Raw genomic sequence first — 18,396 nt, 5'->3', positions numbered from 1 at the left:
ACCTGTGCGCGCCGAGGTCGTCGTCGACGGCATCGAGTTCGGGGAGGGCCCGGTGTGGTGCGAGCGCGACGGGACCCTCGTCGTCACGAGCGTCACGGGCGGTTGCCTCTGGCGCGTCTGGCCCGAAGCCGGGCGGTGCGAGCTGCTGGCCGACACCGACGGCGGCGCCAACGGCGCGACACCGACGGCCGACGGCGGCTTCCTCGTCACCAACAACGGGGGCGTCGACCTCACTGCGACGGGCGTGATCGAGAACCCTCCGCCCCCGCGGTTCGCGCCGCCGGGACTGCAGCACGTGAGCGCGGACGGCGAGGTCACCTACCTCGCCCGCGACGGGCTGCGCGCGCCCAACGACCTGTGCGTCGGGGACGACGGCGTCGTGTACTTCACCGACCCGGGGCACTTCCCACCGCCGAGGGGCGAGCTCGTCGGGCGGGTGATGGCCTACGAGCGCGACGGCACCCTGCGCACCCATGCCGACGGCTTCTGGTACTGCAACGGCATCGCCTTCGACCTCGCGGGAAACCTGGTCGTCATCGAGCGCGCCGGCCTGCAGCGGCTCAACCCTGACGGCACCCGCGAGTGGGTCATCGAGACGCTCGGTCACGGCGCGGGTGACGGCTTCTGCCTCGACCGTGACGGCCGCTACTACGTCGCCTCGACCATCGAGCACGGCGTGCGGGTGATCGAAGACGGCAAGGACGTCGAGTTCCTCGAGATCGAGGGCGAGGGCGTCACCACCAACTGCTGCTTCGGTGGCGCCGACGGGCGGCTGCTGTTCGCCACCGACGCCGTCCCCGGCCGCGTCGTCGTGTGGGAGGGGCTCACCACGCCCGGCCTACCCGTTCACGCCTGGCCGGGGCCCGGCCCCCACTCGTTCTCGTCGTAGACAACCGTCGTGAGCACGGCTGCGTACGACAAGAACGCGGTCGAGGGGCCGGCTCGGCCCGACGTCACAACTTCGTCGCGGGCGCGCAGTACTCCTCGCCCAACCGTCCGATGGTGTCGCGGATGCCCGCGGCATCGAGCGCGAACGCCATCAGGACGAGCTGGTCGACGCCCGCGTCGCGGAACTGCACGAGGTGCTCGGGTCGAACCGGCTCCAGGTACGGGGAGACGGTGACGTCGACGTCGGCGCGGCTGCGGCCCCGCTCGTCGAGCAGGCGATGGAGCGCGGCGACCCGCTCGCGCGCCGCGTCGGGCATCAGGTTGAACGCGTGCCAGCCGTCGCCCAGGTCGGCCACCCGGCGCAGCGCGGCGTCGCTCTCGCCGCCGAAGTACAGGGGTGGATGCGGCTGCTGGACCGGCTTGGGGAACATGCGGCACGCGGGCAGGCGGTAGAAGCGGCCCTCGTAGGACGACACCTCGTCGCACCAGAGGCGCTTGCACACCTCGACGTACTCGCGGCAACGGGCGGCGCGTTGTGGGAACGGGGCGTCGAGCGCCTCGAACTCCTCGCGCAGCCAACCGATGCCGATGCCCACGTCGAGCCGCCCCGCGGCCAGCCAGTCGACCGTCGAGATCTCCTTGGCCGTCGCCACCGGGTTGCGTTGCGGCAGCAGGCACACGGCAGTGCCGATGCGCACGCGCTCGGTGCTCGCGGCGATGAACCCGAGGGCGGCGAAGGGGTCGAGCATCCCCGACGTGGCAGGGATGGTGATCTTGCCGTCACCTGCGTACGGATAGAGCGACTCGTACTCGTCGAAGAGCACCACGTGCTCGCCCAACCACACCGACGCGAACCCGTTGTCCTCTGCCGCTCGGGCGAAGGCGGTCAGGAACTCGGGCGTCGCGATCGGCGCCACGCTCGGCACGAACAGGCCGACACGCACGCCGGCGCTACCCGCCGAAGCCGGGGGAGATGAGCGCGCCGCCGTCGATCACCATCACCTCGCCGGTGACCCACGAGGCGGCGTCGCAGGCGAGGAAGAGCGCCGCCCGGGCGATGTCCTCGGGCTCGCCCAGTCGCTTCAGGGGCACGTGTGAAGCCACCGCCTCCTCCGCGGGCTCCCAGAGGGCGCGGGCGAAGTCGGTCTTCACCAGCCCCGGGGCGATGGCGTTGACGCGCACCTTCGGCGCCAGCTCGACCGCCAGGTGCTTGGTGAGGTGGATGAGGGCGGCCTTGGTGTTGTCGTACGTGCCGATGGCGCCGCCGAAGCTGAGGCCACCGACGGACGCGATGTTGAGCACCACACCACCGCGCGCCTTCATCGCGGCCCGCCACGCCAGCTGGGTCCACACGAACGGACCGCGCAGGTTCACGTCGAAGGTCTTGTCGTAACGCGGCAGGTCGCAGTCGATCGCCGGGCCCATGTAGGGGTTGGTCGCGGCGTTGTTGACCAGGACGTCGAGTCCGCCCAGCCGCTCCACGGTCGCCGCCACGCAGGCCTCCGCCTGTGCCGGGTCGCCTGCGTTGGCAGCGAACACCTCGGTCTCGCCGTCGATGCCGGCCGCCGCCTTCTCGAGGGCCTCCTGCTTTCGCGACGAGAGCATCACCCGGGCGCCGTTCTCCGCGAACACCTTGGAGATGGCGAAGCCGATGCCCTTCGACGCCCCGGTGACGAGCGCGGTCTTTCCGTCGAGTCGGAGTTCCATGCCGCGAACAATAGGCTCGGGCGTCGTGAACCGACTGGCGGACGAGACCAGCCCCTACCTGCAGCAGCACAAGGACAACCCGGTCGACTGGTACCCGTGGGGCGACGAGGCGTTCGCCCGGGCACGCGCCGAGGACAAGCCGGTGCTGCTCTCCGTCGGCTACTCCGCCTGTCACTGGTGCCACGTGATGGCGCACGAGTCCTTCGAGGACGGCGAGACCGCGGCGCTGATGAACGACCTCTTCGTCAACGTGAAGGTCGATCGCGAGGAGCGCCCCGACGTCGACGCGGTCTACATGGACGCGGTGCAGGCGATGACCGGTCAGGGGGGCTGGCCGATGACGATGTTCCTCACGCCCGAACGACGGCCGTTCTACGGCGGCACCTACTACCCCCCGGTGGCCCGCCACGGCATGCCGAGCTTCACCGACGTGTGCCGCGCGGTCGACGACGCCTGGCGGACGCGGCGCGACGAGCTGCTCGGGCAGGCCGACAAGCTCACGGCCGCGCTCGACCGCACGCTCACGGTCACGAGCGACGCGACGGCCGGTGAGGTCGGGCGCGACGTGTTGGACGGCGCAACCGAGGCGCTCGCATCGCAGTTCGACCGGCAGTGGGGAGGCTTCGGCCGGGCGCCGAAGTTCCCGCACGAGACGGGCATCGAGCTGCTCCTCCGCGCGTCCGCGCGCGGTGATCGCCCGCAGCTGCTGGACCTCGCGGTGACGACGCTCGACGCCATGGCGTCCGGAGGCATCTACGACCACCTGGGCGGAGGGTTCGCGCGCTACTCCGTCGACAACCGCTGGCTGGTCCCGCACTTCGAGAAGATGCTGTACAACCAGGCGCTCCTCGGGCGGTGCTACCTCCACGCCTGGCAGATCAGCGGCGAGCCGCGCTTCCTGCAGGTGCTCGACGAGACGATCACCTACGTGCTGCGCGACCTGCGTCACGCCGACGGCGGCTTCTACTCCGCGGAGGACGCCGACTCCGAGGGCGAGGAGGGCAGGTTCTACGTCTGGACGCTCGACGAGGTCACGGCTCTGCTCGGCGACGACGCGCGTGCGGCCGTCGAGCACTGGGGCATCACCGCGGCGGGCAACTTCGAGGGCGCCAACATCCTGCACCTGCCCGAGCGCGGTGCGCTCGCGCGCGACAGCGGGCTCGAGCACGCCCGGCAGGTGCTCTTCGAGGCACGCGAGAAGCGCGTCCGCCCCGGGCTCGACGACAAGGTGCTCACCGAGTGGAACGCGCTGTTCCTCGCCACACTGGCCGAGGCGGCGGCCGCCACCGGGCGCCACGACTGGATGGACGCGGCGACCGCGTGCGGCGAGTTCCTGCTGGCGAGGCTCCGCGGTGTGGACGGGCGCTGGCTGCGGTCGTTCAACGCCGGACGCGCCCACCATCTCGCCTATGCGGCCGACTACGCCGCCCTGGTCGACGCCTTCACCCGCCTCGGTGAGGCCTCCGGGCGCCGCCGCTGGACCGACGTGGCGCGCGAGACCGCCGACGCGATGCTCGACCTGTTCTGGGACGACGACGGCGGCGGCCTGTTCACGACGGGCCACGACGCCGAGCGCCTCATCACGCGTGCCAAGGACGTGCTCGACAACGCCACGCCCGCCGCCAACTCGCTCGCCGCCGTCGCGCTCCTCCGCCTCGGCGCGCTGGTCGGCGAGCCGCGCTACGAGGAGCGGGCGACCACGATCATCGACCTCCTCGCCGGTCCGCTCGTCCGGCAGCCGACCGCGTTCGCGCACCTGCTCGCGGCCGTCGACCTCGCCACGTCGTCGATCAGCGAGGTCGCCGTCGTCGGCGACCGACCCGAGCTGGTGCGCGCCGTGCAGGCGCGCTATCTCCCCGACGCGGTGCTCGCGTGGGGCGAGCCGTACCCCTCACCGATGTTCGAGGGACGAGAGCCGGGCCTCGCGTACGTCTGCGAGAACTACGCGTGCAAGCGACCGGTCGACGACGCCGACGCGCTGGTCGCGCAGCTCACCAGCGTCCCCGGTGGATGACGTCGGCGGCCGGCCGGCGACCGCGCCGCAGCGACGGTGAGGGCTCGTCGGCTCGCGGCCAGCCGATGGCCAGCGCGCCGATCGGCGTGTAGGCGTCGGGCACGCCGAAGGCGGCGCGGAACGCGTCGGGCGTGAAGATGCCGAAGAACAGCGCGCCCAGACCCGCGTCGACGGCGGTGAGGAGCATGAGCAACGCCGCGAACCCGGTGTCGATGTCCCAGTACGGCACGGGCCAGCGCCGCTCGTCGCGATCCGTCCAGCCCTTGTCGGGCTCGGCGTAGCGGTCGAGGTATGCCTGCTTGTGCGCCAGCGGTACGATCACCAACGGGGCGCGGAAAAGGCCCTGCCACCGGAAGGCGGCGCGCGCGGCATCGTCGTCGAATGTCGCCGACCAGAAGCGCGCCGTCTCGTCGCGACCTTCGAGCACGAGGAACGCCCAACCCTGACTGAACCCGGCCGACGGCGCGCGCTGGGCATTGGCCAGGATGCGCTCCACCACGTCGGCCGGCACGGGCCGGTCGTCGAAGTTGCGCACCATCCGCCGGCGCCGGACGACGTCGTCGAACTGCACGGGGTCCACCCTACGCGCGCGCGACTCGCCCACTATGGAGGCGTGGGGGGAGCCGTGCTGAGCCGTGTGGGCATCGAGCGTGTGGACATCGAGCGTGTGGACATCGAGCGTGTGGACATCGAGATGCTCGTGCTCGCGGCGGAGCCGCACGCGTGTGTGAGCGTCGACACCGCGTCGGGCGCCTTCGTACGGGCCCGCTACCCCGAGGGCGCGTTCGCGCGCCTCGCGCCGCTCGACCTCGCTACAGCCGAGCTCGCGGCACCGGCGACGCCGGTCGACGCGACGCGCCCGGAGTTGGTCGACCTCGCCGCCGCGCCAAGACGGGTCGGCCGTCTGGCCGGGCGCCGGGCCGAACGGCTCCTGCGACCGCTCCACCACCCGCGCGGCCGCCCGCTCCTGGGTTTCGTCGGGCCCGCGGTGCGGTTCTGGACGCTCACCGGAGATCGTCCGTCGGTGGCCATCGTCGAGCCCGAGCGCGGACCGCGACTCCGACCCACGGACCACGGCTACGAGTGCCACTTCGAATGGCGCGGCCTGCGCCACGTGCTCCCCCTCGCCGATCGCGGCGCTGCCGCCGCCCTCGACCGCTGGGGCCCCGCGCACCTCTCGCGCGTCCTCGGCTTCCGCCCCGGCCGGCTGCTCGTCGCGCTCAGCCCGCCGGTGAACGGCTACTGCTACAAGGTCGTGGCCGGCCTGTTGCCCCGCCGCTGAGAGTCCCGCCGCGGAAGCGGATCAGATCAGAGCAGCGATGCGAGGTCTTCGGCCATCGCCCAGCCGAAGCCGATCAACGCGTCGCCGCGGTTGTCGTCGACCGGGTCGAAGAAGGCGCGCACCTCGGGGTCGATGGCGTCGGGCTTCACGCTCTCGACGTCGACTGCGGGCGGACGGTTGCCGTCGCCCTTGAGCACGAACGTGCGGTCGTCGATGCGGCCCTCGGCGCCGAAGCGCTTGGCCAGGCGCCGGCTCCATGCCCGCTCCTCGCCCGTGGCCTTGTGACCGGGGCGGGGCACGATGTCGTAGCACGTCCTCGTCGGGGAAGGCCAGCACGGCTCGGCGCAGCTGGTCACCCATGATCGCCCGCAGCACGGTGTCGCGTTTCGACGTGCGCCGCACCGACGCCATGCCCACGAGCACGCACGGGGTGCCGCCGATGCGCTCGAGCGTGCAGAACGAGAACCCGTGGAGCCGGTTGCCCTCGCGGGCCTGGGTGACCAGCACCCACTCGTCGCGCTGCTTCGACAGCAAGCCCACGTCGTAGCCGGCGGGGCCGTCGGCGCAGATGTCGGCCATCCCCGCCAGCTCGGCGTCGCCCAGGGCGGTGCAGTCCTTGGTGTCGACTTCGATCGCCATTGTGCGTGCGCGCTCCCCGGGGTGAGTCCTGCCACCAGTTTATCGGGGCAGAACGTGTTCTTCCCACGCCAGCCGTCAGCCCATCAGTCCAATCGGTCCGGGGAGGGTTCGCAACTCGGCGCAGAGGCCGTTGCGATCGTCGACGTTGAACTCGTCGGGGAGGCGAATACGCGTGTCGCCGACGTGCAGCACCACCCGGGTGGCGCCCGGGTGCTCCCGCAGGACGCTCTTCAGTCGCTCGACGAGCGACGAGGTGAGCGAGTGCACCGGCAACGTGAGGCTCAGCTCGCGCTGGTCGCCGAGCACGAGCGCGGGGCGCCTGATCTCGAGGGCGATGATCTTGGCGGGCTCCTCCCGCAGGTCGAGGCGACCCTTGACGCACACGACGGTGTCGTCGGCGAGCTGCGGCCCGTACTCGTGCATCGTCTTCGGGAACACCATCACCTCGACCGCGGCCTGCAGGTCCTCGAGGGTGAAGACGGCCATGAGGTCGCCCTTCTTGGTGTACTTGCGGCTCAGCGCGGTGACGACGCCGCCGACCCAGCGGGTATCGCCGTCGCGCATCTCGCGCAGCTCCGCCAGCGTGCAGTCGACCTCGCGGCGCAGCGCGGCCTCGGCGCCCATCAGCGGGTGGTCGCTCACGTAGAGCCCGAGCATCTCCTTCTCGAACGCCAGGCGCTGCGACTTGTCGAACTCGTGGTCGGGGATGGGGACGCGCTCGTCGGACGCCCCGGGGCGCTCGCTCCCGCCACCGAGGCCCGAGAAGAGGTCGAACTGGCCCTCGGCCTCGCGCCGGCGCCGGTTGAGGACGCGGTCGACGATCTGCTCGAACACCATGAGCAGCCCCCGTCGGGGATGGCCCAGGCAGTCGAAGGCGCCGCCCTTCACGAGTGACTCGACCGTGCGCTTGTTGAGCACCATCGGGTCGACGCGCTCGCAGAAGTCGTAGAAGTCGACGAAGGGACCGTTGCGCTCGCGCTCGCTCACCACGTGCGCGACCAGGCCGGTGCCCACGTTGCGGATGGCGGAGAGGCCGAACGGGATGGTGTCGCCGCGCGCGATGAAGTCCGAGGACGACAGGTTGACGTCGGGGACCAGCACCTTGATGCCGAGGGCGCGGCACTCCGCCAGGTAGACGGCGGTCCTGTCCTTGTCGTCCTTCACCGACGTGAGCAGGGCGGCGAGGTACTCGACCGGGTAGTGGGCCTTGAGCCAGGCGGTCTGGTAGGCGACGTACCCGTAGCCGTAGGAGTGGCTCTTGTTGAACGCGTAGTCGGCGAACGGCTCGATGACGTCGAAGAGCTTGGTGCCCAGCTGCTCTCCGTAGCCCCGGGCGGTGCAGCCGGCGACGAACTTCTGGCGCTCGGCCTTGAGGAGGGCGCGGATCTTCTTGCCGCACGCCTTGCGCAGGTTGTCGGCCTCCTCGAGCGTGTACCCCGCGAACTTCTGGGCGACGCGCATGACCGACTCCTGGTAGATCATCAGGCCCTGCGTGTCCGCCAGTAGCTCCTCGAGATCGGGGTGCAGATAGGTGATGGGCTTGCGGCCGTTCTTTCGGTCGGCGTAGTCGTTGTGCATGTTGGCCGCCATCGGCCCCGGCCGGTAGAGCGCCACGAGCGCGGCCACGTCGTCGAACGAAGTCGGGGTGAGCGAGCGCATCAGGGCACGCATGGGGCCGCCCTCGAGCTGGAACACCCCGATCGAGTCGCCCCGCTGCAGCATCGCGAACGTGAGCTCGTCGTCGAGGGGGACGCTGTCGATGTCGACGTCGACGCCGCGGGACTCGCGGATGATCTCGCGCGTCTGCTCGATGACGTCGAGGTTGCGCAGGCCGAGGAAGTCCATCTTCAACAGGCCCAGGTCCTCGACGCCGTGCATCTCGTACTGCGTGACGATCGGCGCGTCGTCGATCGAGCCGTTCGCCCGGTCGCTGCTCGCGGCCCGGTCGCCGCTGCCGGCCGCGGTGAGGGGCTTGCGCTGGATGGGCAGGTACTCGGTGAGCGGCTGGTTGGTGATCACCACCGCCGCCGCGTGGATGCCGTCCTGGCGCCGCAGGCCCTCGAGGCCCTTGGCCACGTCGATGACCTTGCGGGCATCGGGGTCGGCCGCGTACATCTCGCGTAGCTCGCCGGCCATCTTGTAGCCGTCGTCGTGGCCCGCCTCGGGCTCGAGGCACGCGCGCAGCGGCGTGTCGCGTCCCATGATCAGCGCGGGCATCGCCTTCGCGATGCGGTCGCCGACCGCGTACGGGTAGTTGAGGACGCGTGCCGCGTCGCGGACCGCCGCCCGGGCCTTGATCGTGGAGAACGTGACGATCTGGGCCACGTGGTCCCAGCCGTACTTCTCGGTGGCGTAGCGGATCATCTCGCCCCGGTAACGCGAGTCGAAGTCCATGTCGATGTCGGGCATCTGCTTGCGGCCCGGGTTGAGAAAGCGCTCGAACAGCAGGTCGTAGCGGATCGGGTCGAGGTCGACGATGCCGAGGCAGTACGCCACGCAGCATCCCGCCGCGCTCCCGCGCCCGGGGCCCACCCGGATTCCCTTCTCGCGCGCGTGGCGGATGAGGTCCCAGACGACGAGGAAGTACGCGGAGAACCCCATGTCGGCGATGACACCGAGCTCGTAGTCGACGCGAGCGCGCGCCTGCTCGGGCACCGGTGCGCCGTAGCGCCGCTCGGCGCCCTGCAGCGTGAGCCGGCGCAGGTACTCGGCGTCGGTGGCGAAGCCTTCGGGCAGCGGGAACGACGGCAGCTCGGGCTTGCCGAACTCGATCTCGACGTTGGCGCGCTCCGCGATCCACAGCGTGTTGTCGCACGCCTCCGGCCAGTGCTCGAAGAGCCGCCGCATCTCTGCCGCGGACTTGAGGTAGTGCTCCTCGCCGTCGAACTTGAAGCGCTTGGGGTCGTCCATCGACGAGTTGGTCTGCACGCAGAGCAGGGCGTCGTGGGCGACGTGGTCGTCGCGGTGGGTGTAGTGGCTGTCGTTGGTGGCGAGCAGCGGCGCGTCGAGCCGGCGCGCGATGTCGATGAGCTGCGGGTTGGTGCGGCGCTGCGCCTCGAGCCCGTGGTCCTGGAGCTCGACGAAGAGGTTGTCGCGCCCGAAGATGTCCTGCAGCCGCGCCGCGAGCGCCGTGGCCTTCTCGACGTCGCCCTCGAGCAGCGCCTGCAGCACGACGCCACCGAGGCAGCCCGTGGTGGCGATGACGCCGTCGTGGTGCCGCTCGAGCAGCTCCCAGTCGAGCCGGGGCTTGTAGTAGTAGCCCTCGAGGTACGCCGCGCTCGACAGCTTCATGAGGTTGCGGTAGCCGGCGTCGTTCTCGGACAGCAGGGTGAGGTGGTAGTAGAGCTTCTCGCCACCGTCGACGTCGCCGCCGGTGTCGTCGACCCGCCCCCGCCGCACGGGCCGCTCCCAACGGCTCTCGGCGGCCATGTACGCCTCGGTCCCGATGATCGGGGTGATGCCCTGGGCCCGGCACTCCTTGTAGAAGTCGAGGACGCCGTACATGTTGCCGTGGTCGGTGATGCCGATCGCGGGCTGCCCGTCGGCCACCGCGGCGGCCACCACCTCCCCGATGCGGGCCGCGCCGTCGAGCATGGAGAACTCGGTGTGCAGGTGCAGGTGGGTGAACGAGCTCGCCCCGCCCGGGTTCTCTCTGCCTGCGTTCTCCGGGCCTGTCTTCTGCACGCGGCCGCTCCGTCCCTCGCGTCGGTTCTGGAGGTTCTCCACAGGGCCTGTGGACGAGTTACAGAGTTGTGATTCTAGTCGGCGCGTCGAGGGCCCGTCACTGGCTTCTCCCGACCCGCTCCTGCTCCTGCCGGCCTCCAGGGCCTACAGGTAGGTGCCGGGGCGCTCGGGGCCCGGCTCGGAGCGGGTGCCCGGGGGCAGGCCCCGGCGGTTCAGCTCCTCCAGCTGGGCCCGCGCGGCCATCTGCTGGGCGAAGAGCGCGGCCTGGATGCCGTGGAACAGGCCCTCGAGCCACCCGACCAGCTGGGCCTGGGCGATCCGGAGCTCCGCCTCGGTGGGCGCGTTGTCGTCGAACGGCAGGGAGAAGCGCGCCAGCTCCTCCTTCAGGTCGGGGGAAAGGCCCTCGGCGAGCTCGCGGATCGAGGTCTCGTGGATCTCGCGGAGGCGGGCCCGGCCCTTCTCGTCGAGCGGCGCCCGGCGTACCTCCTCGAGGAGCTCCTTCACCATGGCGCCGATGCGCATCACCTTGGCCGGCTCGGCGACGGACTCGATCGCCGCCGAGGCCTGCTCCTGCCCGTCGGTGCCGCCACCGTCGGGCACGACGACGAGCTCGGGCGGTTGGGGCGTGTGGGAGTCGGACATGCCCCCTTTCGTAGTCCCGATCAGGCCCGCGCGGCCAACAAGGGGACGAGCATCTCCGCCGACGTGAGCGAACCGTGGCGGCTGCGCAGGTGGACCTCGCCGGTGTCGCCGGGATCGAGGAACGCGACCGCGTCACGCGCCGCGATGACGACATCGCCCAGCCGGGAGATGCCGTCGGCCGTGAGGTCGCCACCGAACCATCCCTCGCTCGTCGCCTCCGCCAGCGTGCGCACCCACGCCCGGTCACCGTGACAGCGGCGGGCAGCCGCCGCGAGCGCATCGCTCTGTCCGGGACGGGCGTGGAGCCAGCGGAAGCGTCCCTCGCCCGACAGCATCGTCACCCGATCGAGCACGTCGGTGGCGAGCGAGACGACGTTCTCGCCCACGTCGACCTGGCCGTGGTCGGACGTGACGACGAGCGCCGCGTCCGGTGGCAGGAGCGCCATGATCTCCTCAGACACGCGGTCGGCCGCGGCGACCTCGGCGTCGTACTGCCGGCCCAGACCGAACTCGTGCGCGACCTTGTCGACACCGTCGTAGTACGCGTAGACGAAGGGCTCGCCGTCCTCCAGCAACTGGCCCACCGTGCTCACGAGGGTGGAAGGCATGCGCCAGCCGTAGAACCGCACGCCCGACAGGTGCGCGGTCGTGAAGCCCGTCTCCGCGAACTCGGCGCGCGTGATGACCGGTGGGTGGACGCCGCCGAACGGCTCGGCGAGCTGGAAGTCCTCGGGCGGCAGCGTGACGCGGGCGTCGCCCGCCGACGTGCGCCAGCGCAGGACGTTGAGCACCTGGTCGCCCTCGACGCGGACGCGGTAGCCGACGACGCCGTGCTTGGCGGGCGATAGTCCGGTCGTCAGTGACGTGAGCGCGGTGGCCGTGGTCGAGGGCACGACCGTGGTGATGGGGCCGCCGGTCATGCGCGACAGAGTGGGAGCCAGACGCGCCCGCTCGGTGAGCTGCTCCCAGCCCAGCCCGTCGAGCACGAGCAGCACGGTCTGGCGGGCGCCGCGTGCGGGCGCGGGCACCCACGCCGGCGTCGGCCCCATGAGGAGTGCGTGCATGACGCCGTCGATGCACGCACCGCCGTACGCGGGAAGGACGGGGCGGCCCGCGCCGCGGCCCGCCTCCCCGCTGCGCCAGTCAGCCCCGCCGGCGGCCGCATCCATACCGTGAGACTACGGGGACAACCGACAACAGACGGGTACCTCGCCGGTAGCATGGGCCCGTGAAGGTCTCCACGCGGGGCGACTACGCGAGCCGGGCCCTGCTGTCACTCGCGCTCCACACCGACGAGGCCGGCCCGACCTCGGTGCGCGACATCGCCGAGCGCACCGGTCTCCCCCAGCCCTACCTCGAGCAGATCCTGCTCGCGCTCAAGGGCGCGGGACTGGTGCGGTCGAAGCGGGGCGTGGGCGGGGGCTACGTGCTCGCGCGCGACCCCGCGGAGATCACGCTCAGCGAGATCGTGAGCGCGGTCGACGGTCCGATCGTGGCCGGCGACTTCGGCGAGCCGCACCAGAACGGCGCGTGCGACCACGAGGGCCAGTGCGTGCTGCTCGCGTTGTGGGCCGACGTCGGCGAGCACATGCGCCAGCACCTGCTGTCGTTCACCCTCGCCGACATCGCGGCGCGGGCCCAGGGGCTGCGCCGGCCCCTCGACGCCCTCACCTGAGCCCGCCGTCACCTGAGCCCGGCGACGACCTCCGCCAGGTCCGGCGGCAGCGCCGCGTCGTACTCCACACGCGCGCCGGTGGCGGGATGGTCGAACGCGAGGCGGTACGCGTGCAGAAACGGCCGCCCCAGCGGCACCGACGGCCGCGCCCCCCGGTAGCGCGTGTCGCCCACGACGGGGTGGCCGATCGCAGCCAGGTGCACCCGGATCTGGTGGGTGCGGCCCGTCTCCAACCGACACTCGACGAGCGCGAGCTCGGCCGGACGCGTGAACGACCGGCGCACACGGAACCGCGTCCGCGCCTCGCGACCGCGCGCCGAGATCGCCATGCGCGTGCGGTCGACCTCGGCCCGCCCAACGGGCGCGTCGATCAGGCCCGCCGGGGCGTCGAAGTGGCCCCAGGTCAGCGCGACGTAGGCCCGCTCCACGGCACGGGCGCGCAGTTGGGCCACGAGCGAGGCGTGGGCCGCGGGGGTGCGGGCCACGACGAGCAGTCCCGACGTGCCCCGGTCGAGCCGGTGCACGACGCCCGGACGACCGGGATCGCCCACCTCGGCCACGTCGGGGAAGCGCGCAAGCACGCCGTTGACGAGGGTGCCCCCGACGTTGCCCGCGCCGGGATGGACCACCAGGCCCGCGGGCTTGTCGATCACGATCACGTGCTCGTCCGCATGGACCACGTCGAACGCGACGCCCGCGTCGGGCGCGGGCCGCGGGGCCTCGACGTCACTCGGCGGCAGGTCGACCTCCACCACCTCGCCCTCGACGACCCGCCGGGAGCGCGAGCCGCCGGCCGCGCCTCCCACGCGGACGTCGCCCGCGTCGACGAGCTCGGCGACCCGCGAGCGCGGGAGGCCGGTCAGCAGGGCGACGACGCGATCGAGGCGCTCACCGTCGAGCGCGCGCGGGATGGTCTCCCTCAAGGTTCGGCCCGACGCCGCCCCGCGGTCAGCACCAGCAGGATGCACCCGCAGGTGATGGCCGAGTCCGCGAGGTTGAAGACCGGCCACCACCGCAGGTCGATGAAGTCGATGACCGCGCCGCGCAACATCCCCGGGCCACGGAAGAGGCGGTCGCCGAGGTTGCCGAACGCGCCGCCGAGCACCAGGCCCAACGCGATCGCGACCGCGAACCGCGTGTTGGTCTCGCCCCGCACGACGACGACCAGGACCACGCCGACCGCGACGAGGGCCAGGACGGGCACGAAGCTGGAGCCGAGCCCGAACGCGCCGGCCTTGTTGAAGGTGAGCGCGAGCCGCAGCGACCCGACCAGGTGGATGGTGCGGTCGTCGAGCGTCCGTAGCGCCCACCACTTGGTGAGCTGATCGAGGACGATCACGATCACGGCCACCACGGCGACGAGCCCAGAGCGCCGCCGCACCGGGTTGTCGCCGCCGCCGGGCGGGCCTACCGGCGCGACAGCCCGCCGCTCTTGCACGCGACGCACAGCGAGGCGTACGGCAGCGCCTCCAGCCGGGCTCGGACGATGGGCTGGCCGCACTGCTCGCACAGGCCGTAGGTGCCCGCGTCGATCTTGGCGAGCGCGCGATCGATCTCGTCGACGGCCGCCGAGGCCTGGGCGCTGAGCGTCAGGTCGCGCTCGCGTTCGACGTTCATGGTCGCGCCCTCGCCGGACTCCTCGTCGAACTGGATGTCGCCGGGCTCCATCTCCTCGGCCAGCTGCTCGGCCTCGAGCCGCAGCGTCTCGGCCTGATGGGTGTAGGTCGCCCGTTCCTCCAGCAGCTTCTCGCGCTGCTTCTCGAAGAACCGCAACGTCGCGGCCGACGGCTTCCTCGGCGCCGGCGTCTTCACCGGCTTCGGGGCGGGCGCTTCCTTCGCCGCCTTCGCCGGCACCGTCTTGACGGGTGTGGCCTTCGCCGCCACCGCCTTGTCGGGCACCGGCTTTGCGACTGCGGCCTTTGGAGCTGCGGCCTTCGTGGGTGCGGTCTTCGTGGGTGCCGCCTTCGCAGGGAGGGGCTTGGCCGACGCGGGCTTGACCTTGGCGGGCGGCGACGCCTTGCCCTTCGCCGGCACCGCCTTGGTGGGCACGGCTCTGGTGGGCCCCGCCTTGGTGGCGGTCCTGGTCGCCGCGGCCTTGGTGGTCGTGGCCTTCGTCGGCGGCCGCTTGGTCGCGGTGGGGGCCGGCGGCTTGACCGCTCGGCCCGTCGCCTTGGCCGGCTTCGCGGGCGCCGCCGCCTTGACCGCCTTCGTCGTCTTGGCTGGGGTCGATCGGGCCGCGGCCCGCGCCGGACGCGCCCTGCCGGCTGCGACTGGCTTGCTGGCTGCGACTGCTCTGCTCGCTCTGCCGGTGCTCGGCATCGTTACGGCTCCCCGGGGCGAAAGGCTGCGCACCCTACCACGGGGGTCGGACTACCTCAGCGCATGCCTTGGCGAACCTCGGGACCGGGTCCCGCCTTCCCCTCCTCGACCACCTGCTCCAGCCGTCGCCGGAAGCCGTCGAGCTCGATCCCGCTGATGCGGAAGCGCTTCTCCCGGCTCGATGCGCCGCCGACGAGCTCGACCTGGGCGGCCCCCACGCCGAACGTCTCCGCCAGCAGCGCGGCGCTCGCGTCGTTCGCGCGACCCGCCTGCGGGGGCGCCGCGACCCGAACTTTGAGCGCGTTGCCGTGCCGGCCCACCACCGCGGTGCGCCCCGCGCCGGGCTGTACGTGGACGTGCAGCACCACCGTCGCCTCGGCCGGCTCGGCGCCGTCCCCGCCACCTTCACTCTCGCCCGATATGACAAACAGGTCGTCGACCATGCGCGCGTACTGTAGGGCGGTGCCGTTCGGTCCGGTGGACCCTCAAGTCGACCTCGTCGCGCTCGAGCAGCAGATGCTCGCGCACTGGCGCGAGATCGGGCTCTTCGACCAGGTGAAGAACCTGCGCAAGGGCTCGCCTCCGTGGGTCTTCTACGAGGGCCCGCCGACGGCCAATGGGAGCCCGGGCCTGCACCACGTGTGGGCCCGTGTGTTCAAGGACCTCTACCCGCGTTTCCAGACCATGCGCGGGCGCCACGTTCCCCGCAAGGGGGGCTGGGACTGCCACGGCCTCCCGGTCGAGCTCGAGATCGAGAAGGAGCTGGGCTTCCACCACAAGGACGACATCGAGGCCTACGGCATCGCCAAGTTCAACGACCGCTGTCGCGAGTCGGTGCAGCGCTACGTCGGGGACTTCGCCGAGATCACCCAACGGGCGGCCGTGTGGATCGACACCAAGGACGCGTACTGGACCCTGAGCAACGACTACATCGAGTCGGTCTGGTGGCTGGTGCGCCGGCTGTGGGACCAGGGCTTGCTCGACGAGGGTCGCCGTGTCGTCCCCTACTGCGGGCGCTGCGGCACGGCGCTGTCGTCCCACGAGGTGGCGCTCGGCTACCGCGAGGTCACCGACCCGTCCGTGTACGTGCGCTTCCCACTCGTCGACGACGACGCGGACCTGCTCGTGTGGACAACCACGCCCTGGACGCTCATCTCCAACGTCGCGGCCGCGGTCGGAGCCGACATCGCGTACGTGCGCGTGCGCGACGCGCGCGGGGGCCGCGACCTGATCATGGCGGCGGCGCGCGCGGGTGACGACGTCGAGGTCGTCGCGCGCCTCACGGGCCGCGACCTCGTCGGCCGCCACTACGCGCGTCCCTTCGACTACCTCCCCCTCGACGACACCGGCGGTCGCGTCGTCGCCGCCGATTTCGTGAGCACCGACGACGGCTCCGGCATCGTGCACCTGGCGCCTGCGTTCGGCGCCGACGACATGGAGACGGCACGCGTCGAGGGCCTGCCCGTGCTCAACCCGGTGGGCCCCGACGGCACATTCGACGCCACCGTCGCGCCCTACCGGGGCCGCTTCGTGAAGGACGCGGACGAGGACATCATCGCCGACCTCGACCGGCGCGGCCTGCTCGTGCGCCGGCAGCCGTACGTGCACTCGTACCCGCACTGCTGGCGCTGCGGCACTCCCCTCATCTACTGGGCCAAGACCGCGTGGTTCGTGCGCACGACCGCCCGCCAGGCCGACCTGGTCGGCCAGAACGAGATCATCAACTGGTACCCCGAGCACATCCGCCACGGCCGCTTCGGCGACTGGCTCGCGAAGAACGTCGACTGGGCCGTCTCGCGCGACCGCTATTGGGGCACCCCGCTCCCGATCTGGCGCTGCGTCGAGGGGCACGACACGTGTGTGGGCTCGGTCGCCGAGCTGGGCGAGCTCGCCGGGCGCGACCTCGGTGACCTCGACCTGCACCGCCCGTTCGTCGACGACGTCACGTTCCGGTGTCCCCAGGCCGACTGCTCGGCGCGTGCCACGCGGTTGACGCCGGTGCTCGACGCTTGGTTCGACTCGGGCTCGATGCCCTCGGCCCAGCACCACTACCCGTTCGCCGACCGCCGCGCCTTCGAGGAGGCGTTCCCCGCCGACTTCATCTGCGAGGCCATCGATCAGACGCGGGGGTGGTTCTACACCCTCCTCGCGGTCAACACCCTCGTCTTCGGCGAGACGCCGTACCGCAACGTCGTCTGCCTCGGTCACATCGTCGACGGCGACGGCCAGAAGATGTCGAAGTCGCGCGGGAACGTCATCGACCCGTGGCACATCTTCGAGAGCTTCGGCGCCGACTCACTGCGCTGGTACTTCTTCGCCTCGGGCTCGCCCTGGACCAGTCGCCGCGTCTCCGAAGAGGGCATCCGCGAGGCGGCGCGCAAGACGTTGCTCACGCTGTGGAACGTCTTCTCGTTCTTCGCCACGTACGCAGACCTCGATGGCTGGTCACCCACCGGCGAGTCGCCCCGGCCGACGCACGCGCTCGACCGCTGGGTGCTCGACCGGCTCGACGTCACCATCGCCGCCGTCACGGAGGCCCTCGACGACTTCGACGCGCTCACCGGCGCCACCCACCTCGCCACCTTCGTGGACGACCTGTCCAACTGGTACGTGCGCCGGTCGCGACCGCGGTTCTGGAAGGCGTCGGACGCCGTCGCGCACGCCACGCTGCACCACTGCCTCGTCGTGACCGCTCAGCTGCTCGCGCCGTTCTGCCCCTTCCTCGCCGACGCGCTCTACACCGCGCTCACCGGCGAGACGTCCGTTCACCTGAGCGACTGGCCGGAGGCGGGACGCGACGTCGACCGGACACTCGCGAGCGAGATGGACGTGGGCCGGCGCCTGGTCGGCCTCGGGCGCGCCGCCCGCACCGAGGCCCGCGTGCGCGTGCGTCAGCCCCTGCGCCGCGCCCTCCTGCTGCATCCGGGCGCCGAGCTGTCCGACGATGTGCGCCGCGAGGTGGCCGACGAGCTGAACGTGAAGGTGCTCGAGGACGTGGAGTCGCTGGCCGGCCTCATGTCGTGGACCGTGGTGCCGAACTTCAAGGCCCTGGGCCCCCGTCTCGGCCCGCGGGTCAACCAGGTCAAGCAGGCGCTGGCCGCGGCCGCGGGCTCCGAGCTGAAGCAGGCGCTCGACGAGCAGGGCTTCATCGAGGTCGCGGGCGAGCGCCTCGGCCCCGACGACGTCGAGGTGCGGGCGCGTGAGCACGAGGACTTCGCCCTCGCCCAGGAGGGGGCGTGGGCGGTGGCCATCGACCTCGACCTCGACGACGCCCTCCGACTCGAGGGCACCGCCCGCGAGCTCGTGCGGGCGCTCAACGACCTGCGCCGCGTCGTCGGGCTCGCGCTCTCGGACCGCATCGAGCTGTGTCTCGACGTGTCCTCCGCGCCCCGTTCGGCGGCTGCCGTCGACGCGCACCGCGACTGGATCAAGGGCGAGGTGCTCGCCGTCTCACTGGAGACGGCGAGCCTCGGCCCGGCTGCGTCACACCGCCACCCGATCGACATCGACGGCGAGCGCGTCGTCGTCGAGCTCCACCGCAGTTAG

At 71.7% G+C, this 18,396-nt stretch carries 17 protein-coding genes; 6 read left to right on the top strand and 11 right to left on the bottom strand.

Translation table 11 applies throughout. The features are described from left to right. Positions 1-4: 4 nt before the first annotated feature. Positions 5-889 (top strand): SMP-30/gluconolactonase/LRE family protein, encoded by an 885-nt coding sequence (locus tag E6G06_05705; GenBank protein ID TML92541.1) that lies wholly within the window; start codon positions 5-7, stop codon positions 887-889. A gap of 64 nt (positions 890-953) precedes the next feature. Here E6G06_05705 and E6G06_05700 read toward each other — a convergent pair whose 3' ends face one another. Together E6G06_05700 and E6G06_05695 are read right to left on the bottom strand one after the other, a co-directional pair. Continuing rightward, positions 954-1,832, bottom strand: a complete 879-nt coding sequence (locus E6G06_05700; GenBank protein TML92540.1) for an LLM class F420-dependent oxidoreductase — start codon at positions 1,830-1,832, stop codon at positions 954-956. A gap of 7 nt (positions 1,833-1,839) precedes the next feature. Beyond that, positions 1,840-2,595: an SDR family oxidoreductase gene (locus E6G06_05695; protein ID TML92539.1), complete on the bottom strand. Its 756-nt coding sequence runs from the start codon at positions 2,593-2,595 to the stop codon at positions 1,840-1,842. Between E6G06_05695 and E6G06_05690 the strand changes: the two genes are divergently transcribed. Beyond that, positions 2,594-4,609 carry a thioredoxin domain-containing protein gene (locus E6G06_05690; protein ID TML92538.1) on the top strand — a complete coding sequence of 672 codons (2,016 nt, stop codon included), beginning with the start codon at positions 2,594-2,596 and terminating at the stop codon, positions 4,607-4,609. The genes E6G06_05695 and E6G06_05690 overlap by 2 nt on opposite strands. Here E6G06_05690 and E6G06_05685 read toward each other — a convergent pair. Continuing rightward, positions 4,587-5,180: a nitroreductase family protein gene (locus E6G06_05685; protein TML92537.1), complete on the bottom strand. Its 594-nt coding sequence runs from the start codon at positions 5,178-5,180 to the stop codon at positions 4,587-4,589. The two genes, E6G06_05690 and E6G06_05685, sit on opposite strands and share 23 nt — an antisense overlap. 54 nt (positions 5,181-5,234) lie before the next feature. On the opposite strand from E6G06_05685, the gene E6G06_05680 reads away from it, so the two are divergent. Beyond that, the gene (locus E6G06_05680) at positions 5,235-5,891 is read left to right on the top strand and encodes a hypothetical protein (GenBank protein TML92536.1); all 657 of its coding nucleotides are present in this window, start codon (positions 5,235-5,237) and stop codon (positions 5,889-5,891) included. Between the two features lie 26 nt (positions 5,892-5,917). Here the strand turns inward: E6G06_05680 and E6G06_05675 are convergent, their stop codons facing one another. Beyond that, complete coding sequence (locus E6G06_05675; GenBank protein TML92535.1) at positions 5,918-6,190, bottom strand: hypothetical protein; 273 nt, start codon at positions 6,188-6,190, stop codon at positions 5,918-5,920. Between the two features lie 59 nt (positions 6,191-6,249). On the opposite strand from E6G06_05675, the gene E6G06_05670 reads away from it, so the two are divergent. Further along, positions 6,250-6,438 carry a hypothetical protein gene (locus E6G06_05670; GenBank protein TML92534.1) on the top strand — a complete coding sequence of 63 codons (189 nt, stop codon included), beginning with the start codon at positions 6,250-6,252 and terminating at the stop codon, positions 6,436-6,438. A gap of 167 nt (positions 6,439-6,605) precedes the next feature. Here the strand turns inward: E6G06_05670 and dnaE are convergent, their stop codons facing one another. The 3 genes from dnaE to E6G06_05655 all read right to left on the bottom strand — a co-directional run bounded on the left by dnaE (position 6,606) and on the right by E6G06_05655 (position 12,025). Then, entirely contained in the window at positions 6,606-10,124 is a 3,519-nt protein-coding gene (gene dnaE / locus E6G06_05665; GenBank protein TML92617.1) for a DNA polymerase III subunit alpha, read from the bottom strand. A 234-nt stretch (positions 10,125-10,358) separates the two neighbouring features. Next, complete coding sequence (locus E6G06_05660) at positions 10,359-10,856, bottom strand: bacterial proteasome activator family protein (GenBank protein ID TML92533.1); 498 nt, start codon at positions 10,854-10,856, stop codon at positions 10,359-10,361. 20 nt (positions 10,857-10,876) lie between these two features. After that, positions 10,877-12,025 carry an alkaline phosphatase family protein gene (locus E6G06_05655; GenBank protein ID TML92532.1) on the bottom strand — a complete coding sequence of 383 codons (1,149 nt, stop codon included), beginning with the start codon at positions 12,023-12,025 and terminating at the stop codon, positions 10,877-10,879. A gap of 59 nt (positions 12,026-12,084) precedes the next feature. On the opposite strand from E6G06_05655, the gene E6G06_05650 reads away from it, so the two are divergent. Continuing rightward, positions 12,085-12,531: an Rrf2 family transcriptional regulator gene (locus E6G06_05650; protein ID TML92531.1), complete on the top strand. Its 447-nt coding sequence runs from the start codon at positions 12,085-12,087 to the stop codon at positions 12,529-12,531. An 8-nt stretch (positions 12,532-12,539) separates the two neighbouring features. On the opposite strand, the gene E6G06_05645 is transcribed toward E6G06_05650, so the two are convergent. From E6G06_05645 to E6G06_05630, 4 genes are read right to left on the bottom strand one after another with little or no spacing between them, the layout of a single operon-like run. Continuing rightward, positions 12,540-13,442, bottom strand: coding sequence for an RluA family pseudouridine synthase (locus E6G06_05645; protein ID TML92616.1), 903 nt, complete (start codon positions 13,440-13,442; stop codon positions 12,540-12,542). Positions 13,443-13,450: 8 nt separating this feature from the next. Further along, positions 13,451-14,041: a signal peptidase II gene (gene lspA, locus E6G06_05640; protein TML92530.1), complete on the bottom strand. Its 591-nt coding sequence runs from the start codon at positions 14,039-14,041 to the stop codon at positions 13,451-13,453. Further along, the gene (locus E6G06_05635; protein ID TML92529.1) at positions 13,939-14,850 is read right to left on the bottom strand and encodes a hypothetical protein; all 912 of its coding nucleotides are present in this window, start codon (positions 14,848-14,850) and stop codon (positions 13,939-13,941) included. Before E6G06_05635 ends, lspA begins: the two co-directional genes overlap by 103 nt. 56 nt (positions 14,851-14,906) lie before the next feature. Further along, positions 14,907-15,293 (bottom strand): YggU family protein, encoded by a 387-nt coding sequence (locus E6G06_05630; GenBank protein ID TML92528.1) that lies wholly within the window; start codon positions 15,291-15,293, stop codon positions 14,907-14,909. Between E6G06_05630 and E6G06_05625 the strand changes: the two genes are divergently transcribed. After that, positions 15,292-18,396, top strand: a complete 3,105-nt coding sequence (locus E6G06_05625) for an isoleucine--tRNA ligase (GenBank protein ID TML92527.1) — start codon at positions 15,292-15,294, stop codon at positions 18,394-18,396. The genes E6G06_05630 and E6G06_05625 overlap by 2 nt on opposite strands.

Source organism: Actinomycetota bacterium, from assembly GCA_005888325.1.
In the GTDB taxonomy this organism is placed as follows: Bacteria; Actinomycetota; Acidimicrobiia; order Acidimicrobiales; family AC-14; genus AC-14.
The sequence above is the reverse complement of the archived record's forward strand: the minus strand, read 5'-3'. Positions and strand labels throughout refer to the sequence as shown.